This window comes from Ruminococcus sp. AF31-8BH, assembly GCF_003460605.1.
GTDB lineage: Bacteria > Bacillota > Clostridia > Lachnospirales > Lachnospiraceae > Blautia_A > Blautia_A acetigignens.
On sequence record NZ_QTVN01000014.1, the window covers coordinates 63,374 to 80,983 of the forward strand.

Genomic DNA, 17,610 nt, shown 5'->3' on the forward strand with positions numbered 1-17,610 from the left:
AGTATGTGAATAACAAGCCCTCTCCAGGCTGCATAATAGGCAGTTCGGAGGGGCTTGTTTCATCATTCGGGCATGTTTAAATTTAAGATATTAAGTTTGAGGAATAAAGGGGAATCCTGGTGCGTGTCAGGGCAGAATTCTTCCATCCGTGGAAATGGTATACACCTGCCATGGAAGGAATTTTCCGCTTGCTTTCATGGCATTTACGGCAGCCTGCTGGATTCCGCCGCAGCAGGGGACTTCCATGCGCACGATGGTCACGCTCTTAATATCGTTCTGGCGGATGATCTCTGTAAGCTTCTGGCTGTAGTCTATAGAATCCAGTTTTGGACATCCGATCAGGGTAATCTTTCCCTTAATGAAATCCTGGTGGAAATTTGCATAGGCGTAGGCAGTACAATCTGCTGCAATGAGAAGGTGTGCTCCGTCAAAGTAAGGCGCATTTACAGGTACAAGCTTAATCTGTACCGGCCACTGCTGAAGCTGGGATTCTGCCGGCATATTACAGCCAGGCTGAATGCCTGCAGTCATGTTTTTATCAGAAGAAAACTGTTGATTGGAAACAGGTGTATTCTGACTGCTATTGCTGCGGCTGCCAAAAAGGGAAGATGATTTTGCCTGAGCCGCATTTCCCCTGTGCAGCAGTTTTGCCATGCTTCCCGGGCATCCGGTGTGAGCCGGGGCAGCAGAAGCAGCTTCCAGTTTCTTCTTATTTTCCAGAACTGCGGCTTCATCGTAGGCAGCCGCTTCTCTTTCTACAAAGGAAATGGCATTTGTGGGACAGGCTGGGAGGCAGTCCCCCAGACCGTCACAGTAATCCTCCCGAAGGAGCTTCGCCTTTCCGTCCACCATGCCGATGGCACTTTCGTGGCAGGCCCGGGCACAAAGCCCGCAGCCGTTGCATTTTTCTTCATCTATATGAATGATTTTTCTGATCATGAAATTTTTCCTCCGTTATTATCCCAGCAGTGTGGCCAGATCTTCCTCCGGTGTAGTAATCGCCGCAATCCCGAAATTCTCTACCAGGTAATTCAGTACATTTGGGGAAAGGAATGCCGGCAGGGTCGGGCCAAGGCGGATGTTCTTGATTCCAAGATGCAGCAGGGTAAGCAAAATGGAAACTGCCTTCTGCTCATACCAGGAGAGCACCATGGAAAGAGGAAGCTCATTGACGCCACATCCAAATGCCTCTGCAAGAGCCACTGCCACCTTGATGGCACCATAAGCATCGTTGCACTGTCCCATATCCATCAGTCTCGGAAGACCTCCAATGGTTCCAAGATCCAGATCGTTGAAACGGTATTTTCCGCAGGCCAGAGTAAGGATCACGGAATCAGCAGGAGTCTGCTTCACGAAATCAGTGTAATAATTGCGCCCGCTTCTTGCGCCGTCACAGCCTGCCACCAGGAAGAAATGACGGATGGCGCCTTTTTTCACGGCATCGATTACCTGGTCAGCAACCCCGAGAATAGTGCCGTGTCCAAAGCCTGTGGTCAGGGAAGTGCCGCCATTGATTCCTGTAAACTGCTGATCCTCCTCATATCCGCCAAGCTCCAGTGCACGCTGGATCACCGGAGTGAAATCCTTTTCCCCGTCAATATGCACGGTTCCCGGGAAAGTTACAGTTCCGGTGGTAAAGACACGGTCCATGTAGCTTGGTTTCGGCGGCATCAGGCAGTTGGTTGTGAAAAGGATCGGCGCCGGAAGATTTGCAAATTCCTTCTGCTGATTCTGCCATGCAGTACCGAAGTTTCCTTTTAAGTGGCTGTATTTTTTCAGTTCCGGATAAGCGTGGCAGGGAAGCATTTCCCCGTGGGTGTAAATGTTGATTCCTTTTCCCTCAGTCTGCTCCAGAAGCAGTTTCAAGTCGTGGAGGTCATGTCCGGTGATGACGATGAAAGGTCCTTTTTCCACAGTCAGGGGTACGGTCACCGGGGAAGGTGTGCCGTATGTGGTGGTGTTTGCCCGGTCCAGAAGCTCCATGCAGGAAAGATTGTATTTGCCTACTTCCATGACAATGGGAAGCAGCAGGTCCATATCCCAGTCTTCGCCCAGCGCGAAAAGTGCTTTTCCGAAAAATTCATATACCTCCGGATCGGTATATCCAAGCGTCAGCGCATGGTAAGCGTAAGCCGCCATTCCGCGGATTCCAAAAAGAATCAGGGATTTCAGGGAGCGGATATCTTCCTGTGCATTCCAAAGGCGGTTCATGTCGTAATCGTCATTGTGTCCGCATGGGGAAGCGCAGCCGCCGCAGTCCGGGCGAAGGCGGGCTTTTTCCTGATGGACACGGTCTGTAAGCTCTGCAATGGCTTTGTCATCGAAGCTTACGTTGGTAAGAGTGGCGAAAAGTCCTTCCACCATCAGCTTCCATGTGGAATCGGAAAGAGGAGCATTTTCGTCTGCCGCGTGTGCAAGCCCGATCAGCGCGCCGGTAAGCTCATCCTGAAGACGGGCGGTGTCAGCGGTTTTTCCACAGACCCCTTTGGCACCTGTACAGCCAGTACATCCGGCAGTCTGCTCACACTGAAAACAAAACATATTTTTTTCCATAGTAGATAACCTCCTGTGTAGTGTTTTATATTTATATAAGGAATAGTTCTGGTTAAAAGCCGCGGACAGCAGAGGAAACAATCACGAAAAGCTTTCCATTTCTGCTTCGTCCTTGACTTTACATGTGCACTATAATATAATTCAGACAACAAGTATGTTGTTAAAACAACAAAAGGAGAAAAAATGAATTTTGAATTTCTTTCCAGAACATTTCTTTTCCAGGGAACCAGTCCGGAGGAAACTCAGCATATGCTTTCCTGTCTGAATGCGGAGCCAAAAAGCTATCCTAAGGGAAGCGTAATCTGTCAGGTTGGGGACCAGATGAAAGCTATGGGACTTGTGCTGTCAGGCAGTGTTCATATTGAGAGCATTGATATGATGGGAAACAAAACTATTCTGAACCGGATCGCTCCGGGTCAGGTGTTTGGGGAAACTTACGCCTGCATTCCCGGGGAAAAGCTGCTGGTAGGGGTGACGGCTGCGGAGGACTGCCAGATTTTGTTCCTTGAAGTGGGAAAAATTTTCCGCACCTGCCCGGATACCTGTCCCTGTCACGAGAAGCTGATCCGCAACATGCTGATGGTCATGGCAAAAAAAAATCTGGAGCTTTCCAGACGAAGCCTTCACACTGCGCCAAAATCCATCCGGGGAAGGCTGATCTCCTATTTTTCCCAGGAGATGGTGCAGCAGGGCAGCAGTCGGTTTATTATTCCCTTTAACCGGCAGGAGCTTGCGGATTATCTGGGAGTGGACAGAAGTGCTCTGTCCAATGAGCTTGGGAAAATGCGAAAAGAAGGCATGATTGAAGTAAACAGAAACCAGATTCATTATCTGGAACAGGAGGATTAAAAGATGAAGTACGATTTTACAAGTATTTTGGACCGCAGGGGAAAGGATGCCATTGCAGTGGACGCTCCTTATGTGGAGGGCTGCTTTAATCATGAGTATTTTGCGGCTGCCACACTGAAAGAAGGGATGGACTGGATCCCTATGTGGGTTGCGGACATGAATTTCCCAACTGTGCCCACTGTGCAGAAAGCCGTCGTGGAGAGAACGGCCCATCCGGCATTCGGATATTTTTCCCCAAGGGACGAATATTTCGGGGAAATTATCAAGTGGCAGGAGACCAGAAACCAGGTGACCGGGCTGACCAAAGAGTGTATCGGGTATGAGAACGGCGTTCTGGGCGGCGTGATCAGTGCGCTGAATGTGCTTTGCTCAAAAGGGGACAGCGTGCTGGTGCATTCTCCAACTTATGTGGGATTTACCGGGGCTCTTACTAATAATGGATACTACATTGTACACAGTGCTTTGAAAAAAGACGAGGAAAATGTATGGCGCATGGACTTTGCCGACATGGAAAAGAAGATTGTGGAAAATCACATTCACGCCTGCATTATGTGCAGTCCCCATAATCCAACAGGTCGCGTCTGGGAGCGTTGGGAACTGGAAAAAGCTATGGAGCTTTTCAAGAAACATGATGTGTATGTGGTTTCCGATGAGATCTGGTCCGATCTGATCCTTGGGGAAAATAAACATATCCCTACCCAGATGATTTCTGAGGATGCGAGAAACCGCACCATTGCCATGTATGCGCCGTCCAAAACCTTTAACCTGGCCGGGCTGATCGGAAGCTACCATATTATCTATAATTCCTGGCTGCGTGACAGAGTGGACAAGGAATCCAGCCTGAGTCATTATAATGAGATGAATGTGCTGTCCATGTATGCGCTGATTGGTGCGTACCAGCCAGAAGGCTATGAGTGGGTGGATGAACTTCGCCAGGTGCTCACCGAGAACGTGGAGTTTGCATGCGATTATATTAGGGAACATTTCGATGAGGTGGAGGTGTCCAAGCCTCAGGGAACTTATATGCTGTTCCTGGATTGTGAGAAGTGGTGCAAAGCCCATGGCAAAAATATGGACGAGCTGGAGCGCGCCGGACTGGAAGTTGGAGTCATGTGGCAGGACGGCAGACCATTCCACGGGGAGTACGGCATCCGCATGAACCTGGCTCTGCCGCTGTCACGGGTGAAGGAAGCCTTTGAGCGGCTGGATAAGTTTGTTTTTAATGCGGAGTAAATGATTTTGAGACACATTCTAACATCATAAAACGCGAAGCGCCGCCTCCAGCCCGCGTACAAGATCTTCAAGTGCCATACTTGGTGTCGGCCGGTTCATAGTGGAAGTCTGAACCGGAATATAAGGGACATGGACGAATCCGCCCCGGGTATTGGGAAATTCATGATGAATGTGATACAAAACACCATACATCAGCTGATTGCACACGAATGTGCCTGCGGAATAAGAGATGGCAGCCGGAATTCCGGCGTTACGGATGGCAGCCACCATATCCTTGACAGGAAGCGTGGAAAAATACCCATCCGCGCCGTCCGCAAATACAGGCTCGTCATGTGGTTGGTTTCCCTGATTATCCGGGATGGCGGCATCCATGAGATTGATGGCAATCTGTTCCACAGTGATGGCAGTGCGACCTCCAGCCTGTCCAATGCAAAGGACAACATCCGGCTGGTGAAGCACCATGGCTTCATGAACCGCCTGGGTGGAAGCTCCGAATACGGTAGGGACAACAAGTTTAATAAGTTCCATATCCGGGGCTGGTGCCTGAATTTGTTTCAGCGCTTCCTGCGCCGGATTGACAGTTTCCCCTCCGAAAGGGTCAAATGCGGTCAGCAGAATTTTCATGGCAGTAAAACCTCCTGTAATAGTAGTTGGGATGTGTAAAAAATATTATAACAGACATGGAGGGAAGTTTGAACCGAAATCTGTCTGAAAATGTGTTGGCTTAGAGTATGTCCCCCAAAAGGCTTTCTGCAAGATGTGCGTCACAATTTGCGAGAGATTGCGGGAATGATTTTGGTGATACGCTCTAACGCAGTTTTGGCTAGATGTTTGATAAAAAAGTTTACAGAAGAACAAAAATGCAGTACGATATAGAAATAAAATTTGTAACTGTTCAGTACCTTCACAATACTGCCTCGCAGAATAGTTACTAAAATTTATAACAGCAGGAGAACGAACAAAATGAATTTAACACCCTATTTCAAAAGCATCATTGACCAGGACACTGCCTCTGTGGTGATCTGCAATCTGGCTCATGAGATCATCTACATGAATCCCCAGGCCATCGCCAATTATCACAAATGGGGCGGTGAGGCGCTGATCGGAAAAAGTCTTATGAACTGCCATAACCCCAAGTCCAAGGAGGTGATCGAGAAAGTCATCGCCTGGTTTGGCAAAAGCAAAGAACACAACCGCATCCACACTTTCTATAATGAAAAGCAAGCGAAAGACGTATACATGATTGCGCTTCGAGATGAAAACGGAACCCTCATCGGCTACTACGAAAAACACGAGTATCGAACAAGGGATGAAGAGCCTTTCTACAATTTTTAATGAAAAAAAGCATATGAACTTATCCCCACGGATAAAATTCATATGCTTTCTTTTTTTTGCGTCGAAATGCGGCTTCCGCAGTTAGCTGAACACCGCGAACAGCGCTCCAAACAGCCCTGCACTTGCAGCTCCCATAATGATTCCAGCCAGCAGAACCCCCAGCATAACTGCAAGAACGCTGGACTTGAAATCCATATCCAGAAGGCTGGCAGCCAGAGTTCCGGTCCAGGCGCCTGTACCCGGAAGCGGGATTCCGACGAACAGAAGCAGTGCCAGAAACAGTCCCCGGCCCGCCTTTGCCTGAAGTGCCTTGCCGCCCTTTTCCCCCTTCTCCAGACAGAAGGTGAAGAAACGTCCGATTACAGGCTTATCCTTTCCCCATTCCAGCACCTTGCGTGCAAAGAAATAAATAAAGGGTACCGGGATCATGTTTCCGATAATCGCAATAATGTAAGCCTGAGTCAGCGGAATACCAAAAGCCACCGCATAAGGAATAGCCCCTCTAAGCTCAATCAGCGGCACCATAGAAATCAGAAAAACAATCAGATAACTTTTCATGTGCAAATCTCCTCTTAAAATTCAATTCAATGCCAATATACGTTGTCTTTCCCTGAAAAACAACCAATCTGGTTTATTATACATGAAAATCCCCCGATTGAACAGAGCAAAACAGGGAAAAAATTTAGAAAAAAGTTAAGAAAAATTTATGTTTTTCCCTAGAAAACTATTGACAGCAAAATAAACCATGCTATAATAAAAACAAACATATGAATAATTGTTCATATGAAACAAAGAACATTTTCAAAAAGGAGATCACTACCATGAAAAAAACTTACAAAATCGACGTTGACTGTGCAAACTGTGCGAACAAGATGGAGGAAGCTGCTAAGAACACAGCTGGTGTTAAGAATGCAACTGTGAACTTCATGACACTGAAAATGATCGTTGAGTTTGAAGATGGACAGGAGCCGAAGGCAGTTATGCAGGAAGTCCTGAAGAACTGCAAGAAAGTAGAAGATGACTGCGAGATCTTCTTATAAGAAGAAAAAGAAACGCAGAATCGCCCGGAGCATGCCCAGAAGGTTTGGAGAGGTCCACATGCTCTGAAGCAACCGCCGGACAGAGTCGTGAGCTGTCCGGCTTTTCCAAAATGAATCCCGCGGTAATGCATCACCGCGATCCTATAAACTGGCAGCTTTGGCCAGAAATAATCCTAAATTTTCAATAATTAAAGGAGGCCATGCCCCGGCGGCATGAGAAATGCTATGAATAAAAAGCAGAAAAAAGTTCTGATCAGAATCATTATTACGTTTGTACTTCTGATCTTGCTGCGTTTTATTCCGGTAGAAGGCTATGTTCGAATGGCATTGTACATGATTCCTTATCTGGTAATCGGTTATGACATTCTGAAAAAAGCGTTCAAAGGAATCAAAAACAGGCAGGTATTTGATGAAAATTTCCTGATGGCAGTTGCCACAGTAGGTGCCATTGCCTTAGGCGATTACCAGGAGGGAACAGCTGTAATGCTGTTTTACCAGATCGGGGAGCTTTTCCAGAGCTATGCAGTAGGAAAGAGCAGACGAAACATCAGTGAGCTGATGGATATCCGCCCGGACTATGCAAATGTGGAGCGAGATGGCAAGCTGGAGAAGGTTGATCCGGATGAGGTTGAGGTTGGAACTGTGATCGTGGTTCAGCCTGGTGAGAAAATCCCCATTGATGGAATCATCGAAGAGGGAACTTCCACATTAAACACCAGCGCCCTGACCGGAGAGAGCCTTCCAAGAGATGCCAAAGCCGGAGAAGAAGTAATCAGCGGCTGCATCAACATGACAGGCGTGCTGAAAATCCGCACCACCAAAGAATTCGGCGAATCCACCGTTTCCAAGATCCTGGATCTTGTGGAAAATTCCAGTTCCAAGAAATCCAGATCCGAGAACTTTATTTCCAAATTCGCAAAATATTACACCCCTGCAGTCTGCTACAGTGCCCTTGCCCTTGCAGTCATCCCGCCTCTTTGCAGAATGCTGTTCATGGGACTTTCCCCGGAGTGGGGCGACTGGATCTACCGTGCCCTTACCTTCCTGGTAATCAGCTGCCCATGTGCACTGGTCATCAGTATTCCTCTTAGCTTTTTCGCAGGAATCGGCGGCGCCAGCAATCAGGGTGTCCTGGTAAAAGGTTCCAACTATCTGGAAGCACTTTCTCAGGCAAAGATCGTAGTATTTGATAAAACCGGGACCATGACAAAAGGTGTCTTCGAGGTAAGCGGAATCCATCACAGCCAGATGGAAGATGCCAAGCTTCTGGAATATGCAGCTTATGCAGAGTGTTCTTCCTCCCATCCAATCAGCAAAAGCCTTCAGAAAGCATACGGCAAGCCCATTGACCGAAACCGTGTAACCGACATTGAGGAAATCGGCGGAAACGGTGTAATCGCGAAGGTTGACGGCGTGCAGGTCGCAGCCGGAAATGCCAAGCTGATGAAGCGTCTTGGCATCGAATACAAAGACTGCCATCATGTAGGAACCGTTGTCCACATGGCAGTTGACGGCAAATATGCAGGACACATCCTGATTTCCGACATTCTGAAGCCTCATGCAAAAGAGGCCATCGCCAACCTGAAAAAGGCAGGCGTTGCCAAGACTGTTATGCTCACTGGAGATGCCCGCAATGTGGCAGAGTCCGTGGCAGCAGAGCTTGGAATCGGAGAAGTGCACAGTGAGCTTCTTCCGGCAGACAAGGTTGCCAAGGTGGAAGAGCTTCTGGCAAACAAATCTGAGAAAGAGAAGCTGGTATTCGTTGGGGATGGAATCAACGATGCGCCGGTTCTTTCCAGAGCAGATATCGGAATCGCCATGGGTGCTCTCGGATCAGATGCTGCAATTGAAGCAGCCGACGTTGTCCTGATGGATGACGACCCTGTGAAAATCGCCAAAGCCATCCGCATTTCCAGAAAGTGCATGCGCATTGTATATGAGAATATTTACTTCGCAATTGGAGTCAAGCTGATCTGCCTGATCCTGGGCGCACTTGGTATTGCAAACATGTGGGTTGCCATTTTCGCAGATGTAGGAGTTATGGTTCTCGCAGTACTTAACGCGATCCGCACATTGTTTGTAAAGAATCTTTAATGATACAGAGAGATGCCGCTGAAAGATGACATCTATGTTTTAGAAACAAAAGAGGGGGCAGAGAATTTTGCCCCCTGAATTCATATAATGAAATTCAGTGAACGGATACAACGGATATTAAGGAATAAGCATATTGATTTGCTTGATATTTCGTTGTATTGTTATTTGGATATCTATAAAATGAGGTGCCTGATTATGAAAAAAGATACAGAGAAAGAGGTTGAAACCTGCGATTGCTGTGAGGTTCACGAAAACCTTCTTCAGATCGTAAACGAAACTCTTCCGGAGGAAAATGAACTCTATGATCTTGCAGAGCTTTTTAAGGTATTTGGCGATTCCACAAGAATCCGCATTCTGTTTGTGCTTTTTGAGGCAGAGGTATGCGTGTGCGATCTTGCCAAGGCTTTGAATATGACACAGTCCGCTATTTCTCATCAGCTTCGCATTCTGAAGCAGAATAAGCTGGTAAAAAGCCGCCGGGAGGGCAAATCCATTTTCTATTCTCTGGCAGACGAGCATGTGCGCACCATTATCGACCAGGGAAGAGAGCACATTGAAGAAGAATAACAAGGCTGCAAGTGAACGGTAAAATAACAGGCTCTGAAGGGGTTGACTTCCTGGAGCCAATTTGATATATTAAATACACTTGTAGATTCCGTGAGGGAGTAGTTTGCGTGAAAGCGTGGTTTGTCAACAGTCGCGGCTTTGGTTCATTTTGGATCTTGCCTGGCAAATCTTAAAGAATGAGACTCATGTATGTCTGTTTTTGGCATACATGAGTCTTTTTGCGTTTTGGAATTTTATACCTATACGATTGCCTTATAAGGAATCTGTAAAAAGGAAAAAATAATTATAACAAGAGTAAAGGAGAATGTTATGCAGGATTTTATTAATGGATTGCCAATCGCAGCAGTTATTCTGCTGTTACTGGCAGGCTTCGCCTTTCTGGTAAAGGGCGCTGATCTTTTTGTAGAAGGAAGCTCCAGTATTGCAAGGAAATTAAAGGTTCCGACTATTATCATCGGACTTACCATCGTAGCCATGGGAACCTCACTTCCGGAAACAGCAGTCAGTGTAACGGCTTCTATGGTGCAGAATAATGAGCTTGCAGTCAGTAATGTGGTAGGCTCCAATATTTTTAATCTGATGTTTGTAATCGGTGTCTGCTCCATACTGACTCCCATCATGGTACAAAATGTAACTCTGATCAGAGATATTCCCTTGTCCTTTGGATGTGCCCTGTTGCTGCTTGTGCTGGGAATTCTTGGCATAGGTGATAAAACAGGAATGACACTTGGACATATAGACGGAATTGTTTTTCTTATTATATTTGCTGTATATATTTTCACAATGGTACAAAGTGCAATGAAGGCCAGAGCGGCAGGACAGAAGGTTGAGATAGAAGGTGTTGAGGCGTGTGAAACGAAAGAACTGTCATATGCAAAAAGCATTCTCTTTCTCATCGTAGGAGCCGGTGCCATTGCATTTGGAGGCGATCTGACCGTTGATACTGCCAGCAGGATCGCAATCGAGCTTGGAATGAGCCAGACCCTGGTAGGCCTTACCATTGTATCCATCGGAACTTCACTTCCGGAGCTTGTAACCTCTATAGTTGCGGCAAGAAAGAATGAAGTGGATATGGCAATCGGAAATGCTGTAGGTTCCAACATTTTTAACATTCTGATGGTACTTGGAATCTCAGCAACCATCAGCCCGGTTGCTCTGCTTAGAGAAAATATCATCGATATTATTATTCTTATGATATTTACAGTGCTTGTATGGCTTTTTGCAGGAACGAAAAGAAAAATCAGCCGTAAAGAAGGTATTATTATGGCTCTGACTTATCTGGTTTACTGTGGATATATTATAATTCGTTAATTGGACTTACATGAAAAAAAGCTTTTATCCGTTCCCTTTGGACAGATAAAAGCTTTTTTATGATAAATACACACGTTAAAGTACATTGCTGATAAAAATCTCCAGACCGATTGCGATTAGGATCACGCCGCCTAAGATATCCGCTTTGTTGGAAAGCCTTGTACCAAAGCGTTTTCCAAGGGAAAGCCCGGTCATACAGATAAAGAAGGTAACCACAGCAATAATCACAGAACAGACAAGAGCCATCAGCCAGTCATAATTGGCAATGGTAAAGCCTACAGACAAAGCATCAATGGAGGTGGCAACTCCCTGGATAAAAAGTGCTTTAAGACCGATTCCTGAAAACTCTTCCTCTTCTCCAGTCCCCCGGATGCCGTTTATCAGCATGGAACCGCCGATATAACCCAGCAGGATCAATGCAATCCACGGAATAAATTTCTCAAAAGACCGGAAGGATTCCACAATGGTATGAACACATAGCCAGCCGGCCATAGGCATAAAGGCCTGGAATCCGCCGAAGATCCCGGCAATACCGCACATTTTTCGGACTCTCATTTTCGGCTCATGAAGGCCGTTGGCAAGAGAGACAGAAAACGCATCCATTGCAAGCCCAACTCCCAGAAGAGCACTGTTGAGAAAAAAGACAAAGCTGTAACTCATTTTTACTTTCCTCCATATTTTAACTAGAGCGTGTTTGAAAAAGGCTTTCTGCAAGATGTGCGTCACAATTTGTGGGAATGATTTTTCAAACACGCTCTAAAAAGCATGAAAAAAGACCCGATATATAACCATCGCTATATATTGGGTCATCAACAATCTTATAAAAGGACAGACTCCATGTATAGCACCAGTTATACATGAGTCTCGCAATTTAATGCAAGCCAGACCAAAGCATTACTTTCTAACAGCTGTCGGCCGGTGTGTTGACTTGCCACGTGTGAATAACACGCTTGCTACTCCCTCACAGGGAAACCTTGTTTTGTAACTCTAGCAGATAAAAAAGAGTTTGTCAATAATATTTCTCAATAATATTGACATCCTGAAAAAATTAGAATAAACTAACCCCTGTAACAAGATAAAATTTCTCAATAAGGGGAATCATATGAGTGACAAAAGACCTTTTGGCACTCATATCATACATAGGAAAAGAGGACAGTACATATGACGTTAAAAGATCTTCCTATCGGAAAAACCGCTACTGTGACAGTAGTAGGCGGAGAGGGAGCCCTAAGACAGCATTTTCTGGATATGGGAATCATTCCCATGGCAGATGTGACAATGGTGAAATATGCACCTATGGGTGATCCTATTGAAATACGGATCCACAGCTACGAGCTGACCCTGCGCCTTGCAGATGCAGCCAAAATTGAAATCGAAAACATCAGAGATGCGAAAGCTCCAAAGAGAAACGAGCGTGCCAAAGCCATTCCTCATCCGGGACTTGGAGAAGGAGGCAAATACCACGAAAAGACAGATGAGCATCCCCTTCCGGAAGGAGAGCTTCTTACCTTCGCACTGGCAGGAAACCAGAACTGCGGCAAGACTACCCTGTTCAACCAGCTGACCGGCTCCAATCAGCATGTGGGAAATTTCCCGGGGGTAACTGTTGACCGTAAGGACGGTGCCATCCGCGGAAAAAAGAACACTCTTGTAACAGACCTTCCGGGAATTTATTCCATGTCACCTTATTCCAGCGAGGAAATCGTAACCAGAAGCTTTATTCTGGAGCAGAAGCCGAAGGGAATCATCAACATTGTAGACGCCACCAACATTGAACGAAATCTTTATCTGACCATGCAGCTGATGGAGCTGGATGTGCCCATGGTACTGGCACTGAATATGATGGACGAGGTAAGACAAAACGGCGGAGCTGTTTTGGTAAACCAGATGGAGGAGCTTCTTGGAATTCCTGTTGTTCCTATTTCAGCGGCAAAAAACGAAGGAATCGATGAGCTTGTAGCCCATGCCATTCATGTGGCAAAATATCAGGAACGCCCCAAACGGCTGGATTTTTGTGATGCCAATGACGATGGCGGAGCAGTTCACAGATGTCTTCACGGAATTATGCACCTGATCGAGGATCATGCCCAGAAGGCAGACATTCCGGTGCGCTTTGCAGCCAGCAAGCTTGCAGAGGGAGATGAGCTGATCCTGGAAAAGCTGAAGCTGGATCAGAATGAGAAGGAAACCTTAGAGCATATTGTAAAACAGATGGAAGCGGAAAGAGGCCTTGACCGTTCTGCAGCCATTGCACACATGCGCTTTGATTTTATTGAAAAGGTCTGTGACGAGACGGTTGTCAAGCCTCATGAAAGCAAGGAGCATTTAAGAAGCCAGAAGATGGATAAGATCCTTACCGGCAAATATACAGCAATTCCCTGCTTTGCAGGCATTATGGCTCTTGTGTTCTGGCTTACCTTCAGTGTGATCGGAAAAGGACTTTCAGATGTTCTTGACATGGGAATTTCCAGTCTGACAAATGCAGTGGATCAGCTGCTGACTGCCTGGAACGTAAATGATGTGCTTCATTCTCTTGTAATTGACGGTATTTTCAACGGTGTTGGAAGCGTACTCAGCTTTTTGCCTGTAATCGTCACCCTGTTTTTCTTTTTGTCTCTTCTGGAAGACAGCGGATACATGGCAAGAGTTGCCTTTGTAATGGATAAGCTTCTTCGTAAGATCGGACTTTCCGGACGAAGCATTGTGCCAATGCTGGTTGGCTTTGGCTGTACGGTTCCGGGAGTGATGGCAAGCAGAACACTTCCCTCTGAGCGTGACCGTAAGATGACCATTCTTCTTACTCCGTTTATGAGCTGCTCTGCAAAGCTTCCGATTTATGCATTCTTTACAGCAGCATTTTTCCCGAGATATGGGGCACTTGTAATGGTGGCACTTTATTTTGGCGGAATTCTGATGGGAATTCTGACGGCGTTGATTTTCGGCAAAACCCTGTTCAAGGGCGAGGCAGTGCCCTTTGTAATGGAGCTTCCGAATTACCGTCTTCCGGGAGCGAAAAATGTAGGGCAGCTGCTCTGGGAAAAAGCAAAGGATTTCCTGCAGAGAGCCTTTACGGTTATCTTTGTGGCAACAATTGTAATCTGGTTCTTACAGACCTTTGACCTGCATCTGAATATTGTGACAGATTCCAAGGACAGTATTCTGGCAGTTGTGGCAGGGATGGTGGCACCTGTATTTAAGCCTCTTGGCTTTGGAGACTGGAGATTTTCCACAGCCCTTGTCACAGGCTTTATGGCAAAGGAGAGCGTGGTTTCCACACTGTCCATTTTGTTTGGCAGCACGGCAGCCCTGACAGAGGTGCTGACACCCCTTGCAGCAGTCTGTCTTCTTACCTTCTGCCTTCTGTATACACCATGTGTGGCAGCTATTGCTTCTGTGAAGCGGGAGCTGGGTGGAAAATGGGCAGCAGAGGTGGTAATTATGCAGTGCGCAGTAGCCTGGGTTGCGGCATTTTTAGTAAAAATCATCGGCGTTTTCCTCGGATTTTGAGAAAAATGACTATTTTTCATTTTTTGTTAAAATAAATATTGACTATTGGTCATTTTGGGTTATACTATAGTACGAAAGAAATGAATTAAGGAGATGACATCAATGGTCAAAGTAGGAAAATGGATAGCCAAGCATAAGGTTCTGGTTCTTCTTATCGGGCTTTTGCTGGTAATCCCGTCTGTGATCGGAATTGCAGAGACAAGAGTTAATTACGATCTGTTAAGTTACCTGCCGGATACCCTTGAAACTGTAAAGGGTCAGGATATTCTGGTGGATGAGTTTGGAATGGGCGCCTTTTCCATGGTAATCGTGGAAAATATGGAAATGAAGGATGTCCAGAAGCTGGAGGATGAGTTCAGCCAGGTAGAGCATGTTAAGGATGTTCTCTGGTATGATGATGTGGCAGATATCACCCTTCCTGTGGAAATGATTCCTGAGAAATACAGAAAGGTATTTATCAATGGCGACGCCACCATGATGCTGGTACTGTTTGATAATACCACATCCTCCGATGATTCCATGGAAGCCATTACAGAGCTTCGTAAGATTGCCAATGAGCAGTGCTTCCTTAGTGGTATGACAGGTGTTGTTACGGATATTAAGAATATTGCCATGCAGGAGCTGCCGATTTACGTTGTGATCGCAGCTGTGCTCAGCCTGATCGTTCTGGAGCTGACAAGCGGATCCTTCGTTGTTCCCTTCCTGTTCTTGCTTAGTATCGGACTGGCAATCCTCTATAACCTGGGCAGCAATATTATATTGGGAGAGACCTCCTATATTACGCAGGCACTTACTGCAGTCCTTCAGCTTGGTGTAACAATGGACTATTCCATTTTCCTTCTCAACAGCTATGAAGAGAATAAGAAGCGTTTCCCCGGTGAGAAAGACCGGGCCATGGGTCATGCCATTGCAAATACCTTCAAGTCTGTAGCAGGAAGCTCCGTTACAACGGTTGCCGGCTTTGTTGCACTTTGTGTTATGACCTTTGCCCTTGGACGTGACCTTGGTATTGTTATGGCAAAAGGCGTTGTCATTGGTGTTGTCTGCTGCGTAACCATTCTCCCTGCACTGGTTCTGTTCTTTGACAAACCAATTGAGAAGACACAGCATAAGCTTCTGTTTTCCAGAATGGATAAGCCATCTGCTTTTATTACAAAGCATTATAAGGCATGGGTTGTTATTTTCCTGGTTCTTTTGTTCCCGGCTATTTACGGAAACAATCATACACAGATTTATTACAACATTGCAGAATCCCTTCCGGCTACCCTGGACTGCAACATTGCAAACAATGAGCTGGAGAAAACATTTGCAGTAGGAAATATCCATATGGTTATGATGGATAATGACATGGATCCCAAGCAGAAGCAGAAGATGCTAAGCGAAATCGATGAGGTTGAGGGTGTAAAGTGGAGTCTGGGTATGAATTCCCTGATCGGCTCAACTGTTCCGGAATCCATGATACCAAGTGATCTGAAGAAGATTTTTAAGGGTGACCAGTATGAGCTTGCATTTGTCTGCTCCGAGTATGAATCTGCAACAGATGAGGTAAATGCCCAGCTTGCCAAGATCAATGAAATCGTTAAGAAATATGATGATACAGCAATGGTAATCGGCGAGGCACCGCTTATGAAGGACCTTCAGGATACGACAGATGCCGACCTGGTACGTGTAAATGTTATTTCCATCGGTGCTATTTTCCTGATCATCCTGATCATTTTCAAATCAATTTCCCTGCCTATTATTCTGGTTGCGGTTATTGAATTTGCGATTTTTGTAAACATGGCGATTCCGTTCTATCAGGGAATCAGTCTTCCGTTTGTTGCAAGTATTGTCATCGGTGCCATCCAGTTAGGAGCCACAGTTGACTATGCGATTCTGATGACCACCCGTTATCAGAGAGAGAGACAGCATGGTAAGGATAAGAAGGAAGCCATCAGCATTGCCCATAAGACCAGCATGCCGTCCATCATCAGCAGTGGTCTTAGCTTCTTCGCAGCAACCTTCGGTGTTTCCTGTTATTCACAGGTTGAGATGATCGGTTCTATCTGTACACTGCTTGCACGTGGTGCCATCATCAGTATGGTAGTCGTACTGTTCATTCTGCCGGCTATGTTCATGATCTTCGATAAGCTGATCTGCGTAACCTCCATCGGCTTCCTTGGAGATAAGAAAGCAGCGAAAGCAAAATAAAACATACATAGGAAAAATAAGTCCTGCTTCTAAGATGAGGCGGGACTTTTTTCGGTTGAATATAGGGAAAGAAAACGGTATAATTGAATTGCTGTTCAATTAAGTGGCGGTAAAATGCCTTCCGCAAGGAAAGGGCGCACCGCGATACAGGCAGCAGATAAGGAGTGAAGTGACAGATGACACTGAAAGAGATACTGACCCAGGTGCAGCAGGGAACCCTTTCCCCGGACGCAGCAGGGACGATGATCCGACAGGATGGATATAAAGAAATGGATTATGCCAAACTGGATACAGGCAGGAAAGCCCGTACCGGTTTTGCGGAGGTAATCTATTGCAGCAATAAGGCAGATGAGCATCTGCTGAAAATTTTTGAAAGATTGTACCATGAGGAGGGCGAAGTGCTGGGAACCAGAGCATCCCAGTCGCAGTATGAGCTTGTGCGGGAAAAATTCCCCCAGGTTCAGTACGATCCCCTTTCCCGGATTCTGAAAATAGAGAAGCTGGATAAGGTTCACGAGGGCAAAATCGCTGTGTGCACAGCTGGCACCGCAGATATTCCCGTTGCGGAGGAAGCTGCCCAGACAGCAGAGTATTTTGGTACCCATGTGGAGCGGATTTATGATGTGGGAGTCAGCGGAATGCACCGTCTGTTTTCCAGACTTGAGGTAATCCAGGAAGCCAACTGCGTGGTAGCAGTGGCAGGCATGGAGGGCGCCCTGGCAAGCGTCATGGGCGGACTGGTAAGCCGTCCGGTGATTGCAGTGCCTACCTCTGTGGGATACGGCGCCAATTTCCACGGACTGTCTGCCCTTCTCACTATGATCAATTCCTGCGCAAACGGAATTGCAACCGTCAACATCGACAATGGATACGGTGCCGGCTATCTGGCTACGCAGATCAACCGTCTGGCACTGGGAAAATAAGGAGACAA

Annotated in this window: 15 protein-coding genes; 10 read left to right on the plus strand and 5 right to left on the minus strand. The window is 46.4% G+C overall.

Translation table 11 applies throughout. The features are described from left to right. Window positions 1–126 precede the first annotated feature (126 nt). The gene (locus tag DWZ38_RS16300; protein ID WP_021925471.1) at window positions 127–939 is read right to left on the minus strand and encodes a 4Fe-4S binding protein; all 813 of its coding nucleotides are present in this window, start codon (window positions 937–939) and stop codon (window positions 127–129) included. A gap of 18 nt (window positions 940–957) precedes the next feature. Then, window positions 958–2,553, minus strand: coding sequence for a hydroxylamine reductase (hcp, locus tag DWZ38_RS16305; RefSeq protein WP_021925472.1), 1,596 nt, complete (start codon window positions 2,551–2,553; stop codon window positions 958–960). 183 nt (window positions 2,554–2,736) lie between these two features. On the opposite strand from hcp, the gene DWZ38_RS16310 reads away from it, so the two are divergent. Together DWZ38_RS16310 and DWZ38_RS16315 are read left to right on the plus strand one after the other, a co-directional pair. After that, complete coding sequence (locus tag DWZ38_RS16310) at window positions 2,737–3,402, plus strand: Crp/Fnr family transcriptional regulator (protein ID WP_021925473.1); 666 nt, start codon at window positions 2,737–2,739, stop codon at window positions 3,400–3,402. Between the two features lie 3 nt (window positions 3,403–3,405). Continuing rightward, entirely contained in the window at window positions 3,406–4,635 is a 1,230-nt protein-coding gene (locus DWZ38_RS16315; RefSeq protein ID WP_117854194.1) for an aminotransferase class I/II-fold pyridoxal phosphate-dependent enzyme, read from the plus strand. 24 nt (window positions 4,636–4,659) lie between these two features. On the opposite strand, the gene pcp is transcribed toward DWZ38_RS16315, so the two are convergent. Then, the gene (gene pcp, locus DWZ38_RS16320) at window positions 4,660–5,259 is read right to left on the minus strand and encodes a pyroglutamyl-peptidase I (RefSeq protein WP_021925475.1); all 600 of its coding nucleotides are present in this window, start codon (window positions 5,257–5,259) and stop codon (window positions 4,660–4,662) included. 339 nt (window positions 5,260–5,598) lie between these two features. On the opposite strand from pcp, the gene DWZ38_RS16325 reads away from it, so the two are divergent. Continuing rightward, on the plus strand, window positions 5,599–5,970 hold the full coding sequence (locus DWZ38_RS16325; protein WP_117854195.1) for a PAS domain-containing protein: 372 nt from the start codon (window positions 5,599–5,601) through the stop codon (window positions 5,968–5,970). Window positions 5,971–6,051: 81 nt separating this feature from the next. Here the strand turns inward: DWZ38_RS16325 and DWZ38_RS16330 are convergent, their stop codons facing one another. After that, window positions 6,052–6,528 carry a small multi-drug export protein gene (locus DWZ38_RS16330; protein WP_117854196.1) on the minus strand — a complete coding sequence of 159 codons (477 nt, stop codon included), beginning with the start codon at window positions 6,526–6,528 and terminating at the stop codon, window positions 6,052–6,054. Between the two features lie 263 nt (window positions 6,529–6,791). Between DWZ38_RS16330 and DWZ38_RS16335 the strand changes: the two genes are divergently transcribed. The 4 genes from DWZ38_RS16335 (at window position 6,792) to DWZ38_RS16350 (ending at window position 10,982) form a co-directional block, all read left to right on the plus strand. Further along, window positions 6,792–7,010 carry a cation transporter gene (locus tag DWZ38_RS16335; protein WP_021925478.1) on the plus strand — a complete coding sequence of 73 codons (219 nt, stop codon included), beginning with the start codon at window positions 6,792–6,794 and terminating at the stop codon, window positions 7,008–7,010. A 225-nt stretch (window positions 7,011–7,235) separates the two neighbouring features. Continuing rightward, window positions 7,236–9,104, plus strand: a complete 1,869-nt coding sequence (locus DWZ38_RS16340; RefSeq protein ID WP_117854225.1) for a heavy metal translocating P-type ATPase — start codon at window positions 7,236–7,238, stop codon at window positions 9,102–9,104. A 195-nt stretch (window positions 9,105–9,299) separates the two neighbouring features. Next, window positions 9,300–9,671: a metalloregulator ArsR/SmtB family transcription factor gene (locus DWZ38_RS16345; protein WP_117854197.1), complete on the plus strand. Its 372-nt coding sequence runs from the start codon at window positions 9,300–9,302 to the stop codon at window positions 9,669–9,671. A gap of 309 nt (window positions 9,672–9,980) precedes the next feature. Then, window positions 9,981–10,982, plus strand: coding sequence for a calcium/sodium antiporter (locus DWZ38_RS16350; protein ID WP_117854198.1), 1,002 nt, complete (start codon window positions 9,981–9,983; stop codon window positions 10,980–10,982). 75 nt (window positions 10,983–11,057) lie between these two features. Here DWZ38_RS16350 and DWZ38_RS16355 read toward each other — a convergent pair whose 3' ends face one another. Next, the gene (locus DWZ38_RS16355; RefSeq protein WP_117854199.1) at window positions 11,058–11,642 is read right to left on the minus strand and encodes a manganese efflux pump MntP family protein; all 585 of its coding nucleotides are present in this window, start codon (window positions 11,640–11,642) and stop codon (window positions 11,058–11,060) included. A gap of 501 nt (window positions 11,643–12,143) precedes the next feature. Between DWZ38_RS16355 and feoB the strand changes: the two genes are divergently transcribed. The 3 genes from feoB (at window position 12,144) to larB (ending at window position 17,602) form a co-directional block, all read left to right on the plus strand. Next, entirely contained in the window at window positions 12,144–14,489 is a 2,346-nt protein-coding gene (gene feoB / locus DWZ38_RS16360) for a ferrous iron transport protein B (RefSeq protein ID WP_117854200.1), read from the plus strand. Window positions 14,490–14,591: 102 nt separating this feature from the next. After that, on the plus strand, window positions 14,592–16,679 hold the full coding sequence (locus DWZ38_RS16365; RefSeq protein ID WP_021925484.1) for an MMPL family transporter: 2,088 nt from the start codon (window positions 14,592–14,594) through the stop codon (window positions 16,677–16,679). A gap of 176 nt (window positions 16,680–16,855) precedes the next feature. Further along, window positions 16,856–17,602 (plus strand): nickel pincer cofactor biosynthesis protein LarB, encoded by a 747-nt coding sequence (gene larB, locus DWZ38_RS16370; RefSeq protein ID WP_021925485.1) that lies wholly within the window; start codon window positions 16,856–16,858, stop codon window positions 17,600–17,602. Window positions 17,603–17,610 lie beyond the last annotated feature (8 nt).